Annotated in this window: 17 protein-coding genes; 10 read left to right on the top strand and 7 right to left on the bottom strand. The window is 35.6% G+C overall.

Features of this window, described 5'->3' with window-relative positions; all coding sequences use genetic code 11:
* Positions 1 to 32 precede the first annotated feature (32 nt).
* From WH267_RS11200 to WH267_RS11185, 4 genes are all read right to left on the bottom strand, one after another.
* Positions 33 to 749, bottom strand: coding sequence for an outer membrane beta-barrel protein (locus WH267_RS11200; protein ID WP_340008225.1), 717 nt, complete (start codon positions 747 to 749; stop codon positions 33 to 35).
* A gap of 383 nt (positions 750 to 1,132) precedes the next feature.
* Positions 1,133 to 2,272 carry a hypothetical protein gene (locus tag WH267_RS11195; RefSeq protein WP_123321604.1) on the bottom strand — a complete coding sequence of 380 codons (1,140 nt, stop codon included), beginning with the start codon at positions 2,270 to 2,272 and terminating at the stop codon, positions 1,133 to 1,135.
* A 25-nt stretch (positions 2,273 to 2,297) separates the two neighbouring features.
* Positions 2,298 to 3,200 carry a TssN family type VI secretion system protein gene (locus WH267_RS11190; protein WP_115971469.1) on the bottom strand — a complete coding sequence of 301 codons (903 nt, stop codon included), beginning with the start codon at positions 3,198 to 3,200 and terminating at the stop codon, positions 2,298 to 2,300.
* Positions 3,201 to 3,254: 54 nt separating this feature from the next.
* Positions 3,255 to 4,172 (bottom strand): type VI secretion system baseplate subunit TssG, encoded by a 918-nt coding sequence (locus tag WH267_RS11185; RefSeq protein ID WP_228438717.1) that lies wholly within the window; start codon positions 4,170 to 4,172, stop codon positions 3,255 to 3,257.
* A gap of 463 nt (positions 4,173 to 4,635) precedes the next feature.
* Between WH267_RS11185 and WH267_RS11180 the strand changes: the two genes are divergently transcribed.
* The 10 genes from WH267_RS11180 (at position 4,636) to WH267_RS11135 (ending at position 13,966) form a co-directional block, all read left to right on the top strand.
* The gene (locus WH267_RS11180) at positions 4,636 to 5,427 is read left to right on the top strand and encodes a S1/P1 nuclease (protein ID WP_115971467.1); all 792 of its coding nucleotides are present in this window, start codon (positions 4,636 to 4,638) and stop codon (positions 5,425 to 5,427) included.
* Positions 5,428 to 5,806: 379 nt separating this feature from the next.
* Positions 5,807 to 6,673: a sigma-70 family RNA polymerase sigma factor gene (locus tag WH267_RS11175; RefSeq protein WP_002979276.1), complete on the top strand. Its 867-nt coding sequence runs from the start codon at positions 5,807 to 5,809 to the stop codon at positions 6,671 to 6,673.
* 66 nt (positions 6,674 to 6,739) lie between these two features.
* Positions 6,740 to 7,180, top strand: a complete 441-nt coding sequence (locus tag WH267_RS11170) for a hypothetical protein (protein ID WP_340008219.1) — start codon at positions 6,740 to 6,742, stop codon at positions 7,178 to 7,180.
* Between the two features lie 48 nt (positions 7,181 to 7,228).
* The gene (locus tag WH267_RS11165; RefSeq protein ID WP_340008217.1) at positions 7,229 to 8,263 is read left to right on the top strand and encodes a hypothetical protein; all 1,035 of its coding nucleotides are present in this window, start codon (positions 7,229 to 7,231) and stop codon (positions 8,261 to 8,263) included.
* A 10-nt stretch (positions 8,264 to 8,273) separates the two neighbouring features.
* Positions 8,274 to 8,462 (top strand): hypothetical protein, encoded by a 189-nt coding sequence (locus tag WH267_RS11160; RefSeq protein ID WP_340008215.1) that lies wholly within the window; start codon positions 8,274 to 8,276, stop codon positions 8,460 to 8,462.
* Between the two features lie 16 nt (positions 8,463 to 8,478).
* Positions 8,479 to 9,270: a hypothetical protein gene (locus tag WH267_RS11155; RefSeq protein WP_340008214.1), complete on the top strand. Its 792-nt coding sequence runs from the start codon at positions 8,479 to 8,481 to the stop codon at positions 9,268 to 9,270.
* Positions 9,271 to 9,286: 16 nt separating this feature from the next.
* Positions 9,287 to 9,880 (top strand): hypothetical protein, encoded by a 594-nt coding sequence (locus tag WH267_RS11150; RefSeq protein ID WP_340008212.1) that lies wholly within the window; start codon positions 9,287 to 9,289, stop codon positions 9,878 to 9,880.
* Between the two features lie 9 nt (positions 9,881 to 9,889).
* Positions 9,890 to 10,390: a GNAT family N-acetyltransferase gene (locus tag WH267_RS11145; RefSeq protein WP_115971463.1), complete on the top strand. Its 501-nt coding sequence runs from the start codon at positions 9,890 to 9,892 to the stop codon at positions 10,388 to 10,390.
* Between the two features lie 329 nt (positions 10,391 to 10,719).
* Positions 10,720 to 11,838 carry an FAD-dependent monooxygenase gene (locus tag WH267_RS11140; protein ID WP_115971462.1) on the top strand — a complete coding sequence of 373 codons (1,119 nt, stop codon included), beginning with the start codon at positions 10,720 to 10,722 and terminating at the stop codon, positions 11,836 to 11,838.
* 94 nt (positions 11,839 to 11,932) lie between these two features.
* Positions 11,933 to 13,966, top strand: coding sequence for a S9 family peptidase (locus WH267_RS11135; RefSeq protein WP_340008210.1), 2,034 nt, complete (start codon positions 11,933 to 11,935; stop codon positions 13,964 to 13,966).
* Positions 13,967 to 14,414: 448 nt separating this feature from the next.
* Here the strand turns inward: WH267_RS11135 and WH267_RS11130 are convergent, their stop codons facing one another.
* From WH267_RS11130 to WH267_RS11120, 3 genes are all read right to left on the bottom strand, one after another.
* Positions 14,415 to 17,207, bottom strand: coding sequence for a multicopper oxidase domain-containing protein (locus tag WH267_RS11130; RefSeq protein ID WP_445223272.1), 2,793 nt, complete (start codon positions 17,205 to 17,207; stop codon positions 14,415 to 14,417).
* 103 nt (positions 17,208 to 17,310) lie between these two features.
* A complete protein-coding gene (locus WH267_RS11125) occupies positions 17,311 to 17,784 on the bottom strand; it encodes a DUF3347 domain-containing protein (RefSeq protein WP_340008206.1) in 474 nt (157 codons plus the stop codon).
* 115 nt (positions 17,785 to 17,899) lie between these two features.
* On the bottom strand, positions 17,900 to 18,280 hold the full coding sequence (locus WH267_RS11120) for an HYC_CC_PP family protein (RefSeq protein WP_228438713.1): 381 nt from the start codon (positions 18,278 to 18,280) through the stop codon (positions 17,900 to 17,902).
* Positions 18,281 to 18,407: the final 127 nt, after the last annotated feature.

The following is an 18,407-nucleotide window of genomic DNA, read 5'->3' as shown; positions in this document are numbered from 1 at the left end:
TTTATAGATTTTAATTGATAGGAAAAACTTTGTTATTTGAACTTATAGGCAACACCTAAAGAAATCATATATGACCGAATGGTTGATTTACGGTCTTTATCATCATTCGCCATATTGATATCCGAAAGCCCATACTGGTAATTATAGGATGCATATACATCAAACTTCTTAAGAGAATATCCTAACTGAGCTTGACCTACCAATCCATATCCCCATCTGTTAAGCTGATTTTCATTCTTTTTGAAATCATACTTATCCGATACCTGTGTATAATTGAAAATTCCGTTTTCCTGTAATTCATTAAATACCGGATATCTACCCTCTCTTCCCATACGAAGCCAGTAGTCTGTATACATTCCACCCGCAATTTTGATCCACACACCAGTAGTTTCATGTGGATTGTTCAGGATATAGCCCCCTACCATTAAAGGAAGGGTTAAAAAATTGTTATTATATTCTGTGTACCACCCTTCCCGGTTTCCCGTTCTCTCAAACTTATAATTCTTTTGCTGGAAGGAAGCTCCGGTAGAAACAAAGAGTGATTTCCAGACCATATATTCTCCGGACAAATTGACCCCGAAGCCATACCGCCCCGTATATCTTGAATCAACAAGATTTGAAAGATCTGAATTTAAAGCACCATACGTATACCCTGCATCCAGACTTACCTTGATTTTATTTTGCCCCATCACTACTGTTCCGGCAGAAAAAAGACAAAGACAAAAGATTTTAGACATTTTTTTTTTCATAGATATTTTTTTGAGTTTATTTCATTTATAGTAACCTTAGTGTATCAATCATTAATGATTCACATCATAATAAGTTATAGATTCCTGCAAAACTATATCATAAATCAAAAAAGCTGTTAAAAACAGCATACTACACAAATACATTACTAACTCAACTAATTAATAATCAATATATTATATACTACCCACCACAATATTCACCTTAGGTATATAAGACTTAAAAAGAATATGATGTAGGGTCTATGTAGGGTAAATAATATAATATTTAGAAAATTAAAATGCAGGAAGTAAATATCCATGATAATTTTACGATGATGCAGAGTCAATAAAAAAAACCCGAATGATTGTTTCATTCGGGTTTTTTTATTTAAAAGCTGATGCTATTAGTCTAATACACTCCAACCTCTCTTCGGGTTGGTATTGGTAGAAACCTCCTGTTCATTAACAATGATGTTTTCTTTTCTCTGACCGATGTAATCCAGTTCACTCAGTTTAGAGAAAATTGTCTCCAGACTTCTTAACATCTGTTGGATGTAAAGTAAAGGCTCTCCGCAATTGTGGTGATCATAATTTGTTTCAGCAACGATAGACAATTGATTCAATAAAGTATGAGGTGCAATCTCACTCCATTCCAAACTATAGTTCAGCATTTCTTCCAATTCTGCAGGAACAAGTAGCTGTGTTGAGTTGTACAGGTGAAGCGCCAGCTTTGCAAAAGATTCAATTAAAAATACCGGCGGTTGGTAAGGCGTAATATTTCTGAATTGGAAATACATATCTCCAAAGGTAGTCACCATCGTATTACAAACAAATTTCACATTTTGAGCTAAAGCTGTATTCTGGTTTTTATGAGACGCTTTCTGAATAATTTTAAAAGCATACTGCTGCAGGTTTCCAATAGATTTCGCAAAGCTGCTGTAATAATCTACTAATGCCGGATGACTCTGAACAGAAGTACAGGGCGGAATAAAATTAGAGTCTACCTGTGCAATATTGGCTTTTAAATCTACCTTTCCTATAATCAGATAATTTCCTCCTGAGTAGCTACTGTTCAATGAAGTTACAGGAAGAAGTTCAATATGGTGATTCGGTTGTGCACTTGGGTGACGTGGTGGAATTTCTTCTGGATCAATATCGCCGAAAGGAACTTTATCAAACGGATTTACAGAGATCAAAATATAATATTCTCCATCAGCCTGCTCTTCACTCATTGATTTTGCCAGGGATTTTACACTGATTCTTCTGTCGCTTAATTCAATACGGTACCCTGCCATGGTAACAGCACTGCATCTTTTGATAACCAGCTGCACATCGTTAGTGGCAGTATTGTGAACATCAAAAATAGTACGGTCTGTATACTCAGTAGAAATAGGCAAAAGCCCATAGTTATATGTAGTAATCCCAAGCGAATTGGAATCTCTGATGGTATCAATTAAGAAATTATCCTGATCATTAAGGTGTCTTTGGGAAACTTTCATTCCATCCACCCAGTTGATTGCAAAATGTTTAATAGGCTGTATCATGTTTAATACTTTTTAATTTTTTGTGTTATGATTTTCTTGCGACTCCCTCCTCTTCATGCTGAATGACTCTTTTACAAATCACCACTTCATTTTCAGAAATGCTGTTTGCAGTAATGTCCTGGTCGAAATCTATATATTTTCTAAAGCTGAAAAACGATTTTTTAGTATAAAAGATCCAGTAATAAGGTTCTTTTACCTCATCTGAAAGATGAATGATAGATCCAGGGTTCTTGTGGTTATAATCATCCACTACTCTGTAAAACCAGTCTCCAAAAGTGATTCCTGTCGGAAGAGTTTTCGCCTTAATTCTGAATCGGTTTGAATCTTCAAGATTTTTACTTAATTCTACATTCAAAACCATCAGACGGTCAAAATCTGCCCCTTCAAAATCAGGAAGTTTTTGATCCGGGGAATATCTCCATGTTTTATAAATATCAAAAGGAATACTGATAAACTGAATATAGCAATAATAAAATACCATAGGAACTACAAAGATCAGCATACTTGTAGCTGCCATCACTGCATATCCGGTTCCTTTACTCATCCAGTTGAATAACAGGGTAAATAAATATCCACCCAAAGCAATACAAGTCAATGAAAGAATAGATTCAAACAGGATGCTCATTGCCAGAGAATCAATATGCTTTTTGAAATATTTATGCAGTAAGTTAACGTGGATAATCCCAAAAACAAGATAAACAACCTGTGCAATGAGATACCAGTACGGATTAAAAAGATTTCCGGCAAATCCGAAAAAACCAGGCAGTGCCAGGCATAAACTGCACAGAAGAACGTATACAATAATTACTTTAATTTTGATCGCAGGTTTGTTTCTCCTGATAATTCCCAGGATAAACATCATGATAATTGCGATTAAAGGCATTAGAATATACCTTAAAAAAATACCTTTTACTGAAGAAATTTCCATTTGTTTCTTTTCGAATTTATACTTTGTTGGTAGTTGTAAATATAATAAAATAATTTAGAGGAAGGTAGAGTATCCAAGGCGGCTGGCATTTCTTTCATCATCCTCCAGACTAAACGAGTATTCCAGCTTTTCTGTCACAAAATTCTCTTCAATATCCACTGTTATAGGAAGAAAATAATCATACAGGGTCTGAAGAACTTTTCTGAATGGGCTTCCCGGGATGTACTTTTTCATATCTTCATAAGGAATCGGGCCGATATTCACTACCCAGTTCCGTTGTCCATCCATATGTCTGCCACTTGGAATATAGGTTACCCCCAATCTTGAATTTCCCAAAAGCATTGAATCATCATTTTTCTCTATTCCATCAATAACATTGGGAGAAAAGGTTACTTTAACAGAAACCTGTAAAAAAGCGGTCAGGCATCTTTCAAACCATCTCTTATCCCCACGGATCTGATGAAAGAAAGGAAGAATGTGTATAAATATATAAGCACTCTGCTTATCCAGCATATCAACCAGCGGCCAAAGTTCACTTACCGTTTCCAGTAATGCATCTGTATTGCTTGTAATATCAAATTCAGACTCTTTAAGAAGGGCACTAATCTCCGTAAAAAAGACTTCCAGCTCAAAAGGGCGGAAAAATTTACGGGCATCATCTTCTATTCTTTTCTGCTTTCTGATCTCTCTTACTACCGTATCTACATTTTTTCTGGAAGCTCCGAGAGAAGGTGGGTGAAATAACCCTTCAGGAAGGTAATCGTAAATGCCCTCCCTATAACTTTCTATCGTGAATACTTCTTCATCAAAACCTAAATAACTGCTCGAAATGCTTTTAATATCCTTAAGATAAGCACGATCGTTCACCCCAACTCTTTCAATAAAAATATTGCTTACCGTCCGGTGATATTTCAAAAGATTGACAGCTACAGCCTCTGCTTTAAAGTCTGTCTGCAGCTTATTGTAATTCATGTCTACAATATTATTCTCATGCATAGTGTTTCCTGTGATTATGACTTGTAAAGATAATATATCTCGTAAGTTTGAAAAAATATTTTACCAATAATTTTATTTTAAAAATACTAATTTATTGACATTAAAAGGAATAATTTTAAGTAAATTCCGTAAAAATACGGTAATCAGGGATTTTTTATAAAGTTTAAGATTCCAGGTTCAGAGTTCAGAATCAAGGGCTTATGGTTTAAAGTTCAGGATCAGAAGTTTAAATGGTATATTCCTATTCCTTATTATATCTATTAAATATCTTATATCCTTCCTCTCACATTCCCCCAAAATTCGTCTTCAAACCTAGTACAATTCCTTATTTTATTCAGATTAAATTTTATTAATATCATCTGTTGGAATAAATTCGGGATAATTTGTGGTCATTCGGAAAGGGGGCCGTATCTTTGCAGACTGAAAATTGTTATTTAAAATGAAAAGTATTTATTCTAAAATTCTGATTTTAGCATTCATTTCCTCTTCACTTTATTCTTATGCGTGGGGATTAACGGGGCACAGAGTAATTGCAGATATTGCAGAGAATCACCTTTCCAGAAAGGCAAAAAGGGAAATCAAAAAAATAATGGGCAAGGAACGTCTTGCGTATTGGGCAAACTGGCCGGACTTTATCAAGTCTGATACTACAGGAGTCTGGAAGCAGGCTTCATCATGGCATTATGTAAATATTGATCCGCAAACTGATCTGAAAACTTTTGACCAAAACCTAAAAATGCAGGCAGGACCAAGTCTTTACACACAGGTAAATACCCTATCCAGCCAGATTAAGGACGAAAAAACCTCAGCAAAAGACAGAAAAATTGCTTTGATCTTCCTTATTCATATTATGGGTGACCTTGCTCAGCCCCTACACGTAGGAAGAGCTGATGATTTAGGAGGAAACAAAATCAATGTTACGTATTTCGGGGATAAAACCAATTTACACTCTGTTTGGGATGGAAAATTAGTGGATTCTCAAAAATACAGCTACACAGAATATTCTAAACTTCTGGATATTAAATCTAAGGAAGAAGTAGCACAGATTCAATCCGGAACTTTGGAAGACTGGTTGTATGATTCTCACAAAATCGCCAACAAGATCTATGCACAGACTCCTGACGGATCAAAATTATCTTATGACTACCAATACAAATTCAATGATACTCTTGAAAGACAGTTATTGTACGGAGGATTGAGATTGGCTAAACTATTGAATGAACTCTTCTAACTGGAAATAAAATTCTAATAGATATAGATAAAAACGGGACTTGGGTTCCGTTTTTTTTTGTTTAAAGTTTAATATTGTGTGTTCTATGAATGTTGGACTGTTTTCACCACCCCGTCAAAAATTCTTTGAACTTTGACACCCCTCCAGAGGATGGAAATAATAGAAGACATTCCATTATAGAATTGTATTAAAGGATAATTTTCATTCTTTTTATCCTGGATTATCTTCTTTTCTTTCTATTTTTCAACTTCTGAATCTCTGTTCCACGCTCATCTATTAGCATTCAAATTAAAATATTAATAAAAAAGTAAAACTAGTGTAACCTTTTTGTATTTCCAAACGTATAATATATAGTAACTCTTTTTTGAGGATAAAATAAATGAGACAATTAAAAATCACTAAGCAGGTTACCAACAGGGAAACTGCTTCATTAGACAAGTATTTGCAGGAAATTGGTAAAGTGGAACTGATTACTGCGGACGAGGAAGTAGAATTGGCACAAAGAATACGTGCTGGCGACAGAGCTGCATTGGAAAAATTAATCAAGGCCAACCTTCGTTTCGTAGTTTCTGTATCTAAGCAATACCAAAACCAAGGTCTTTCCTTACCCGATTTAATTAATGAGGGTAACTTAGGATTAATGAAGGCGGCAAAAAGGTACGATGAAACTAGAGGTTTCAAATTTATCTCTTATGCAGTATGGTGGATCCGTCAATCAATTTTACAGGCGTTGGCTGAGCAATCAAGAATTGTAAGACTTCCGTTGAACAAAATTGGTTCCATCAATAAAATTAATAAAGCATACGCTCACCTTGAGCAGGAAAATGAAAGACCACCTTCTCCGGAAGAATTGGCTGAAGTTCTTGACATGAGTGAGGAAGATATCAAAGAATCTATGAAAAACTCCGGTAGACACCTGTCTATGGATGCACCTTTGGTAGAAGGTGAAGATTCTAATCTTTATGATGTATTACGTTCAGGAGAATCTCCAAGTCCTGATAAAGACTTAATGCTTGAATCTCTTCAAATTGAGATTGAAAGAGCATTAAACACTTTAACTCCAAGGGAGGCTGATTTGGTTAGACTATACTTCGGACTGAACGGAAAACACCCAATGACTTTAGAGGAAATTGGTGAGACTTTCGATCTTACAAGAGAGAGAGTTCGTCAGATCAAAGAAAAAGCAATTAAGAGACTAAAACATAATACCAGAAGTAAGATCCTTAAATCTTACTTAGGTAAATAATTTTAGCGCAAACAATTTTATAAGCGGAGTCTGTTTTCAGGCTCCGTTTTTTTTATTTTTGTTATTATGGATACAGATTTTTCTTTACTTCTTGCCGGAGCCGTTTTACTTTTTATTCTTATCAGTATTGGTATTTCTCTGTATTTAAAACAGAAGCGGAATTTCTTCTTCCGTTATATGAAAAAAAGAAAACATCAGCTTGTAAAAAATGTTGAGATCAGTTTTGAAAACCAAACAACAATTGATGTTAACCTTACCTACAGAGGTGCCGACATTATTTTTTTAGAGGATGAAATTTTTGTAATTCCCTTCAACAGACCTATTTTACATTTGAATAGTAATCCAGAAATTATATTGCCGGGCACTCAAAAATTTAAAATTAATTCCAGATCCATATCCAACGATCTGTTGGAAGTAAAAGTAAATGATGACATCGGAAGTATGCAGATTCTTTTAAATCTAAAAAATAAGAATATTGATTCATACTCTGCTAATAAGTATTTGTAACAATCTCCAAAGAAACCTCAACTAATATTCATATAAGAAAAAGATTACATGATTACTCTACCATTTGAAAATAAGATCACTAAAGATAAAAACGTACTTGTTATTCTACAAAATAATGAGAATATCAACTCTGAACTTCAATACCTTATCAACAATTTCTGCGGATTGGTTATCAATACTTTCTCCGATACAGCCATTGATTTTAGTAATAAAAAGATCTATGCATGTGGAGATTTCAGTACGCTTAAAGAAATAACTCCTTTCATTCATATTATAGAAGATTTTTCAACTCAATATGAAAATATGAGTCCTGAAAAATATAAATTAGTAACCTTGGGAGAAGTCCCTGTTATAATCAGCAATGCCGGTGTTTATTACAGAAAGCTGTTTGTTGGTGATAGTAATTTTGATATGATTAAATCTGAACACAATTTTCAGGAACTTACAGAATCCAATAAAGAAAGTAAAGCTTTAAGAAAAGGAATCTATCTGAGTAAAGTTGCTAAAGAGACTACTGAAGGAGGCAAAGAGGCTTTTCATTACAACCTTTTAAGATGCTCAAGTAATTTAACAGGCCCCACAGATAATTTCCGCACTACCGATACAAAAATTATCAGCATTTTAAACCAGTGCGTTCTGGAAACGTTCGAACACGAAACCAATCTTAATCACGCTTTGGTACAGATCTATGAGAACAAAAAGAAAACAGCAGATTCTGAAAAGGAAGTAAAAGCTAAGATCAAAGCCCATTCGGATAAGACGAAAGATATGCCGAAGGAAGGACTTATAGTATTTTGTACGTTCTATGATGATTCCAATACAGATCCATTAAAGCCTTCTGTTACAGACCCATTCGATTGGTGTTATAAACAGACAAGTGCATTAACCCAACTGCATTTTAAGCTAAAGAAAACAGTTGAGGATGATTCTCTGGAGAAAGAATTCACTGTAACCCTATATCCTAACTCTGCATTTTTGATCCCGCTTTCTACCAACAGATTGTATACTCACGAAATCAAGCCGTCTGTTTTGGGAGTTGACCAAATTCCTATCAGGAATGGGCTATGTGGTTCGATGTTCTAATCTTGAAGCGATGCATACAGATGATCAGACTTATATAAAAGACAATGGTCAATTTATTAAGCTTGAAAAAATGACTCCGGAACTTCAGGAGGAGCTGCGTAATTCTTATTATGAGGAAAATGTATCTGAAAAGATGGTTGAATATGGCAAAATTCATTTCAGCATGAACTCCGGTGATTATGAAAAACCTATTTTTTAATCTGCAAACAAAAAAAATGAACTTCACTGAATTTCATACAATTACACTTCCGACAGATCAAAATCTGTTTAATGAGCTTATTCATTCTGCAGATTTTGAAACTACAGGAAAAGGCAGACTTGGAAATCATCTGGTAGATGTACAGGATGAAAATATTCCGGTTGTAAGAACCACTACCCGATTTACTACTCCAGCTGTTACTTTCTCACCGCTTCACCATCGGCTTGTTGCGAAAATTAATGATACGCTGTTGGCCAATCATATTGAAATCCCTGTACAGAGTTTCAATAATGCTCTCATTGAAGTGTATGATTCTTCATATTCTAAAATGGGTTTTCATTCTGACCAGGCTTTAGATCTGGAAGAGAATTCTTTTATTGCACTTTTTACCTCTTATGAACGACCGGATGAACTTAAAGAGTCTCATCTGAGAAAACTTGTTATTAAAGACAAAATAACAGAAGAGGAATCTGAAATTATATTGCATCATCATTCTGTTGTTTTATTTGCTATTGAAACCAATAAACGATTCCAGCATAAAATCATCCTGAATGTACCACCAAATTCAATTATAAATCACAATAAGTGGTTAGGCATTACATTCCGGACTTCAAAAACACATATCCGGTTCAGAGATGGAAAACCTTATCTTTCTACCGGAGAACCTCTTACATTGGCAAATACTGATCAGGAATCAGAATTCTTTAAACTGAGAGGCCGGGAAAACAGGGAACTGGATTTTGCTTATCCAGACTTACAATATACCATTAGCAATGCTGATCTTCTGGTTCCCATCACCAAAATATAATTATAAAATAATCACAATGAAAAAAATACTTTTTGCTTCTACATTCGTTTTATCTTTACTTTCCTGTAAAGAAAATAAACCACAAAATAAACCGGTTATAGAAAATGCTATTGATAACGCAGAATCTTCAGTTTCAGGCTCATTTGAAAGCTACCGTGGTGACAATCTTATTGATAATACTTATTCTGAACTGATTAAGAATGATAAAAGTCTTAAATTACTTGATGATAAAATAATAAAAACTCAGCAGGAAACCGGAAAAACTCTGGAAGTATATGATAAAATAATCAGTACATCTGAATCTTTTTACATGCAAGCCAGGAACCGTGCAAAATCAATTACAGACTCTCTGACCAAACAACAAGTTGAAAAAGAAATTAAAGCTAGCGCAGATCAATACAACATAAAAATCAGAGATGTAAATCTCCTTATTGCTCAGGTTATTAAAAACAATACTGAACTGAACAACTTATATACCGCTTTTAAGCTCAGAAAAACACTTACTGAAATTGAAAAATATCAAAATGCACATCCTTTAAAAACGGACAGTCTGAATCAGTTGATCAACAGACAGAATAAGTTGCTTGAAGAATTAAAAAAATTAAAATAAAGACATCTTATGAACTATACTACACAATGGCTTACCGATAAAACCCGTGTTAAAGAATTGGTAGACTTTTTTATCACCCATAAAACAGACTCATACATTTCCCATGGCGAAATGATGTCTGGGCGAGCAATAGATTCTCATCATTGGAATCCGGATCTTGATGTTATTTTAACAGAACAGCTTCTTACCGATTTCAACTCTGATGGAAGCACTAAACTGAATATTTTAATTGCAGAAGACGAGAACAAACAAATTGTTGGAATGATGGTTTTCAATGTAATCAACAGTCCTTTTAAAAAGTATGCGATTCTGGAAGATATGCTTTTGGACCAGTCGGTAAGAGGACAGTCTTTGGGAAGTAAACTGCTGGAAAAAGCTATTGAAGAATCTAAAAACTGGAATATCAGTTTCATTCTGCTGGAAAGCGGTGTTGATAATCACGGTGCCCATCATTTTTTTGGTAAATACGGTTTCCAAAAAGTATCTGAAAGTTATATACTGACATTATAAGTTTTAATAGGAGTTGGAAATACGCGAAGACGCTAAACAGCCTGGATATATGGAAATCTTTTTAAGGTGCCAGGATTTTATCTGCAATAAAATTGAATGCTCCTTAATTATTGCCACGAATGCACGAATAATTTTATTTAACTATAAATTTTATGTTTTTATGTGGTTTAAATAAAATCTTAGATACATAGAATTTTGTAACAAAAAAAATTGAAACCTCTTACTGAAAATCGTTGATTTTCTTGCGCCTTAAAGCAGCATCTAATTTAAAAAACTTTGCGCTATTGCTTATTTCCAACAACATTACACTACATTTCACAAATTAAACAATGAATACTATTTCAATCATCGGAGCCGGAATTGGCGGACTTACTTTAGGAAATGTCCTTAAACAAAATGGATACGATTTTACCATCTACGAATCTGCACCGGAAATAAAGCCTGTAGGAGCTGGAATCATGATGGCCGTTAATGCCATGCAGGTCTTTGACAAACTAGGTTTAAAGGAAAAAATTGAAAATGCAGGAAACAAAATTCATAGAATTATTTTATCCAACGAATCACTGAAACCTTTTTCAAAAACGGAGATTCTTGAGCTCGAACAACAATACAACTCCTGCAATGTGGCAATTCATCGTGCAGAATTACAGCGGATTCTTGCAGAAAACCTGAATACAGATTCCATTCAGCTTAACCATTCTTTAGGGAAAATTGAAAAGAAGGAAAACTATATTTTAGATTTTGAAAATGGAAATCAGATTGAAAGCACGACTGTTTTTGGTGCTGATGGTATCAAATCTCCTGTCCGGAATCAGATCTTTAAAACAGGAACCATAAGAAATGCCGGCCAGAAATGCTGGCGTGGTCTTGTAGATTTTGAGCTGCCTGAAGAACATCATCATGAAGCTTTTGAAATGTGGGGAAAAGGAAAACGTTTCGGTTTTATAAAAATATCCGAGAAAAAGGTTTACTGGTATGCCTGCATCAATGAAAAAAGTTTCAGCAGATACTCAGGGATTGCAGACATTTTTAGAGACTTTGATCATTTGGTGTTGAAACTGATAGAAGCGACACCAGAGAAAAACATCATCTGTAACGAAATTTCAGACCTCACTCCTATTCCCCTATGGTATGCCGAAAACCTCTGTCTGATTGGAGATGCAGCACATGCTACCACTCCCAATATGGGACAAGGTGCCTGTCAGGCCATTGAGGATGCTTATGTCATCGGCAGACTACTGGAGAAAAGCAGGGATTTCAATGCTATTTTTGAAGAATTTCAGAAAATCAGAAGAAAAAAAGTAGATTATATTGTGAATACAAGCCGTAGCATCGGGAAAATTTCTCAATGGGAATATGGAAACTCGTTGCGAAATTTCATGATGAGTTTAATTCCTGAAAATATCAACCAAAAGATGGCAAAAAAAATCATTGAATTGGACATGTGAACTTAATTGTCACATTTTCAACTAAAAAAGAATCAAAAATTCATATTTCTTTAGAAATTATTGAGTAAATTAACCAATATCAAATTAAAAAAATATGAAAAAAATATTTTATGTATTGCTCCTAATGATAGGGTTTCAAAGCCTTCGGGCACAGGAAGCTCAATTATTGGACCGAAAACTTTTTTTTGGAAATCCTGAAATTTCCGGGGGGCAACTAAGCCCGGATGGGAAATGGATCTCATTCCTGAAAGAACATGGCGGCATCATGAACATTTGGGTCAAAAAGTTCGATGAATCTTTTGAAAAAGCCAGACCATTAACTGATAGCAAGCGACCATTAAATGGATATTTCTGGTCGGAAGACGGAAAATATATTTTGTATGTAAAAGATAAAAACGGAGATGAGAATCTCAATATTTTTGCTGTAGATCCAATGGCGAAAGCAACCAATGGCGTTCCTGAATCCAGAAATCTGACACCACTTAATGAAGTGGCTGCTCAAATATACATGGTCAGCAGAAAAGATCCTGATCTTCTAATGATCGGATTAAATAACCGTGATAAAGCATGGCATGACCTGTACTCACTAAAAATTTCTACCGGCGAACTGAAAAAGGTCTTCGAAAATAAAGACCGTATTACGGGATACGATTTCGACTGGGATGAAAAGCTTAGAATTTTAAACAAAACCGATGATAAGGGAACCACTCAGTTTCTGTATAAAGATGGGGATAAACTGACTCCCATTTATGAAACGTTAGTCACTGAAGAAGCCTATATTCCCAACTGGAACGAAGATAATTCAAAGTTCTATCTGGTAACCAATAAGGGAGATCTGGATCAATCTGCATTATTCCTGATGGATCCAAAAACCAAGCAGATCACGAAAATAGAAAGTGATCCTAAAGGGAAAGTAGATTTCGGCGGCTTATCTGCAGACAGAAATACGAGAAAAATTATTTTCACCTCTTACACAGGGGATAAAACTGAATACTATTGGAAAGATAAAGCGTGGGAAGCTAACTATAAGTTCCTGCAGAGTAAATTTCCCGGTAAAGAAGTTAATTTTTCAAGCTCTACAAAAGATTATACTAAATTTTTAATTTCGGTTTGGAGTGATCAGTATGTTTCTGAGTCTTATTTCTTCGATACCAAAACAAAACAATTAATTTTCCAGTACACCCCAAGACCGGAATTGAAGAAGGTTGAAAAATATCTGGCAGCCATGACCCCAATTCGCTACAAAAGCAGTGACGGGCTTGAAATTCCTGCTTATTTGACTTTACCAGCAGGATCTTCGGGTAAAAACGTACCTGTAGTGGTTCTGGTGCATGGAGGACCAAAAGGACCTAGAGATTATTGGGGATATAATTCAATAGTACAATTTCTTGCGAACAGAGGCTATGCCGTACTGCAGCCTAATTTCAGAGCAAGTGGCGGATATGGTAAAAAGTTTCAGAATGCAGGTGATCTGCAATGGGGGAAACTTATGCAGGACGATATCACTTGGGGCGTAAAACACCTGATTAACAACGGAATTGCTGATAAAAACAAGGTAGTTATTATGGGAGGCAGCTATGGTGGATATGCTACTTTAGCCGGATTAGCATTCACTCCGGACGTATATGCTGCAGGAGTGGATATTGTTGGGCCAAGCAACCTTTTCACTCTATTGGATTCTGTGCCTGCTTACTGGGAATCTGCACGGGCCTCTCTTTATGGTATGGTAGGTGATCCAAAAACTGAAGAAGGTAAAAAGCTAATGCATGAAGCCAGCCCGTTATTCAGTGTCAATAAAATCAATAAACCCTTACTGATTATTCAGGGAGCTAATGATCCGAGAGTAAAGCAGGCTGAGGCAGATCAGATTGTTATTGCGCTTCGTGATAAAGGCAAAAAAGTAGATTATATTTTAGCTGATGATGAAGGACATGGATTCAGAAAGCCTGTAAACAGTATGGCGATGTATGCTGAAACAGAAAAGTTCCTTTCCGAAGTTATTGGTGGAAGATATCAGAAAGACATGCCTGAAAACGTAGCAAAACGTCTGAAAGAAATGACAGTTGATATTGCAAAAGTGACCTACACTCCAGCAGTGAAGAATCAGGAAGTAAAACCTAACAAATAAACGATAAAATTCAATATACAAAGCCACCTTTCAATGAGGTGGCTTTTGCTTTATAATATTATTGAAACAGTCAAATCTGTTTATAAAAGATAGAGGCTTTATCTTGAACCATTGATTTCACAGATGATTGCATCCTATTAAACATGATGATAAAATTTGCGAAATCAGCAAGATCCGCGGATATAAAAAAGTATCACAGACCTTATTCGCCTGCTTTATTTTCCTCCCAATCTCTTTGCTCTGTGAGAAATAAAATTTTTAACTTTTACTAAAGGAAAGGACTATGATTACAACAAAATTCAAAGATTTAAACACTTAAGTAACTTTAAGCTTAATAAGAAGCGTACTTAAATTATTGAAAATCAACGATTTTCTTATTCGAAAGCATCTGCGAGAGATCATTCATTCATCATAACGAAAAAACCGCCTCAATGAGACGGTCTTTTATTTAATAAGTTAAGGTAACACCGGCACCCCAACCCATTTCATTATCATAGTTTCCGGAAATAGATAGATATTTCTGAACAATATATCTTATTCCTGTTGAAAATTCGCCGTCAGAATTGACACTAAAGTTTCCTCTGAATCTTCTTGAAAGCGGAATATCTTCTCTACTCAGTTCCAGTAATACTTTCCCGTTCTGATCTACACTTGCATCTGCCGTAATCAACATGGGTAATACATACTGCATTCCTACCATAAAGGCATATCTGCTTTTTGAAGCTTTCTGCTGCCCAAACCAGTTTTTTTTACCATGAAAATCCATGCCCATATCTTCTGCCATCCGGCGTTCCATAATCTCATGGTTTTTCTGGACTCTGAACCCTGCATAAGGTAATGCCCACTGGAATTTCCCTAAGAAGCGTCCTACTTTTGCACTTCCTTCAAAATGGTCAAAGTTCCAATTCGTATGAAATTCATTCAGGTTGGCCCATCTTGGTCCAAACATAGTCATGGTTTCTGCATGGATTTTATTGCTTGCCACATCCAGCATCGCCATAGAGCTTACCATTTTATTGTCTTGCAGAAAATTCTTCCAAGCTAATTTTCTGTTGGGAAGCTGTGGATTGGGTTTTGAATTTTCATAACTGAAGATTCGTCCCATTCCGGCCATCATATGGTATAAAATATGACAGTGGAAGAACCAGTCACCATCCTGATTCGCTGCAAATTCAAGAGTAACAGTTTCCATCGGCATGATATCTACTACATTTTTTAGCGGTGAGTACTCTCCTTTTGAATTAATCAATCTGAAATCATGCCCGTGAAGATGCATCGGGTGACGCATCATAGAATTATTATACAATTTAATTCTTACAATCTCTCCCTTTTTGATCAGAATTTTATCTGTTTCTGTCACCGTTTTGTTGTCCAGGGTCCATAGATAATGGTTCATATTTCCTTCCAGGGTAAACTTCATTTCACGGATACTGTCTGTAGGAAGGGTTGTTTTTTCAGGAGATTTTAAAATATTATAAGACAATCTTTTGATAGTTTTCTCTTCCTTCATATCCATTCCTGCATGCTGAGAATGATCTTCTTTCTTAGTTTCTTCTTTTGTTTTTACTCCCATCATCTCATTGATATGTTTCGCAGTCGTTTTTCTCTGACTTTCCGGAATTTCAGGATACATTACTTCATTCATATCCATCATCTGATTTCCCATCGTCATGGTCATCGGCTTCATATTTCCGCTCATTTCCATCATTCCGTTCATCATTTTCATTCCTTCAAAGAGCATCAGTCTTGGTAAATTAGGTGCTTCTACCTTTTCACCTGAGCCCAGCCAGAGTGAAGCGTGTCCAATCCTGTCTTCTGATGTGGCACGGAACTCAAAGCTTTTATTCTCAGGAATGGTAACTTCAATATCATACGTTTCAGAAACTCCGACAATCAACCGGTCTACTTCTACAGGAACCACATCATTTCCGTCATTTCCTACCACTTTTATTTTGCCACCACCATAATTCAGCCAGAAATAAGTGGATGAACCGCCATTGGCAACTCTTAATCTTACTTTATCTCCTGCTTTCAGGTTAGAATAATCCGAGCTTGGAACTCCATTGATTAAGAATTTATCGTAATAGACATCACTTACATCCATCGCTTCCATTCTTTTCCATTCATTCAGGGCCTTTGTACCGAAGTTTCCGGACTTAATGGCTTCCCAATAACTCTGCACTGCATTTTTCTTTACAGCATACCAGTCTGTATTGGCCATATGAAGCCTGCGGGCAATCTGCATTGGATCATCATCACTCCAATCTCCTAATAATACAGGGATTTCTGCATTATATTCTGTTTTGGGTTCGCCTTCTCTTTTTTTAAAGACCAAAATTCCATTCATTCCGATCTGCTCCTGTAATGCTTCATGTGAATGATACCAATAGGTTCCGTTTTGGGAGATTTTAAACTTATATAAATGTGTTTCTCCAGGTTTTACAGGTTTTGTGGTAAGATAAGGAACCCCATCATGTTCATTGGGAAGAATCACCCCATGCCAGTGAAGTCCTGTATTTTCCTTAAGCATATTGTGCAGGTAAATTTCTGCAGTATCTCCTTCTGTAAAATACAGGGTTGGAGCCTGAAGTTTACCATTGATCGCAAGGGCTCTTCTGTTTTTTCCTGTAAAATTAACAATGGTATCTTTTACATACAGGTCATAACGAACCGTTTTTCCGCCAAAAGTAAGTTTTCCGTTCTCAGAATTTCTTTTTAAAACAGACTTTTCTTCTTTTGGATCTTCAACTACAGCATGTTGATGGTTTTGTTTTTCCACCAGCTCCATTCCACATTTAGGACACTTTCCCGGTTTGTCTGAAATCACTTCAGGATGCATTGGGCAAGTATAAGTGGTTTGAGCCTGCGTTTTAGGTTCTGATGAAGATGAAACTTGGGGTTGCTTGCCTGATTTTAAAACAGGTTTAGCCACCCTGGCCGGTTCTGCCTTCCCTACTGTATTTACTTTCTTAGCTTCTTCAGCCTTTTTAACATCAACTTTTGCTTTATTTACTTTTGCTTCTACCGGTTTTGTTTTTGTTTCTACTTTGGGTACAGGTTTTACTGCTGGCTTTGCCACAACTTTCGGCTGTATTACAACTGTTTTCTTTACCAATGTCATTTTACATTTCGGGCAGTCTCCAGGTTTTGAAGAGACTACTTCAGGATGCATAGGACAGGTATAATAGGTTTTTGTGGTTTGTGCGAACGTAAAAACAGAGAACAAAAGCACCAGAAACATTATTAGTTTTTTCATAATATTCCGAACTTTTAGAAGTTGCAGATCTTAAAGTTTCAAATAAACTAAACCCTACAACTTATTGTTTTAAAGATTGATACAATACTTATTTAATTTCTGACTTTACACTTCCGCATGAAAGCATAGATTTCCCATAGTATGGATTCATGATCTGCTTTTCATCACTCAACCAGCTTCCGTCAGCCATTGGACAATATTGTACATACACCGGTTTTTCAGAAAGCTTAAATTCTTTGGTCAGAGCAATCATATTGTCTGAAAGGTTAAGAAAAGTCTCTCGTTGAGCAGCAATATTTCTAGCTTCTGAAATGACAGAAGCATCTTTTCTAAGAATATTAAGATTACCTTCTGAAACCAATTTATAATCGATGGCAGAAGCTGTTTTAATGAATTCTGTAGCAGCTTTTGAAGTTTTATCAGCATCATCTGAAGCTAAAGCAGACTTGATCGCAATATAATTCTGGTATAGTTTTGAAACCTGAGCATCTTTTTTAGACTGTGCTGAAAGTGAAATAACTGAAAATAAAGATAGGGCTGCTGTAATGATATACTTTTTCATTGTTTTAAATTTTAGAATTAATTTTTTAATAAAGAATAATGGGAACGCACAGGAAATGCGTCAGGGCATATCGCTATAACGATGTAATCATAACACCGGACACGACGGACGGATTCTAAATTCTAAAATTACAATGATTGATATAGATAGGTACCGGTTTGTATTCCGGTGGTCCATTGATTTGGATTTGCGTAAACTTAGTGGCAGAGAAAGATTTATCTACAAAGACGAAATGATGGGTTACAGGAATTTCGGCAATCTGACCTAAAAAGTCAACATTAAGCAGATCAGACTTTTGAGAGTCATCTACTTTTACCACTTTGATCTCTGTCTTGCAGCATCCTTTTTTATCTTTTACGCCGCATTTACCACAAATATCATCAACCTTCTGACTTACAGAAACAAATTCCTTCATACAATAATGAATACTAAATGCTGCTCCGGAAGAGAATCCGAAGTAGAAAATAGAGAATAGTATGGCAAGAATCTTTTTCATTATGAGACAAAGTTAGAAATATCCGTGAAACCGTTGTTATAAAATTCTGTAATCTTGTTATAAAATTCTGGCAAATAAAAATCCTCTGAATTATTTTTCAGAGGATTTTTCTATTTTTAACTGCTCT

It is taken from the genome of Chryseobacterium sp. MYb328 (assembly GCF_037572595.1).
Taxonomy (GTDB): domain Bacteria; phylum Bacteroidota; class Bacteroidia; order Flavobacteriales; family Weeksellaceae; genus Chryseobacterium; species Chryseobacterium pennae.
Note: the sequence above shows the minus strand (reverse complement) of the source record. Positions and strands in the feature narration are given on the sequence as shown.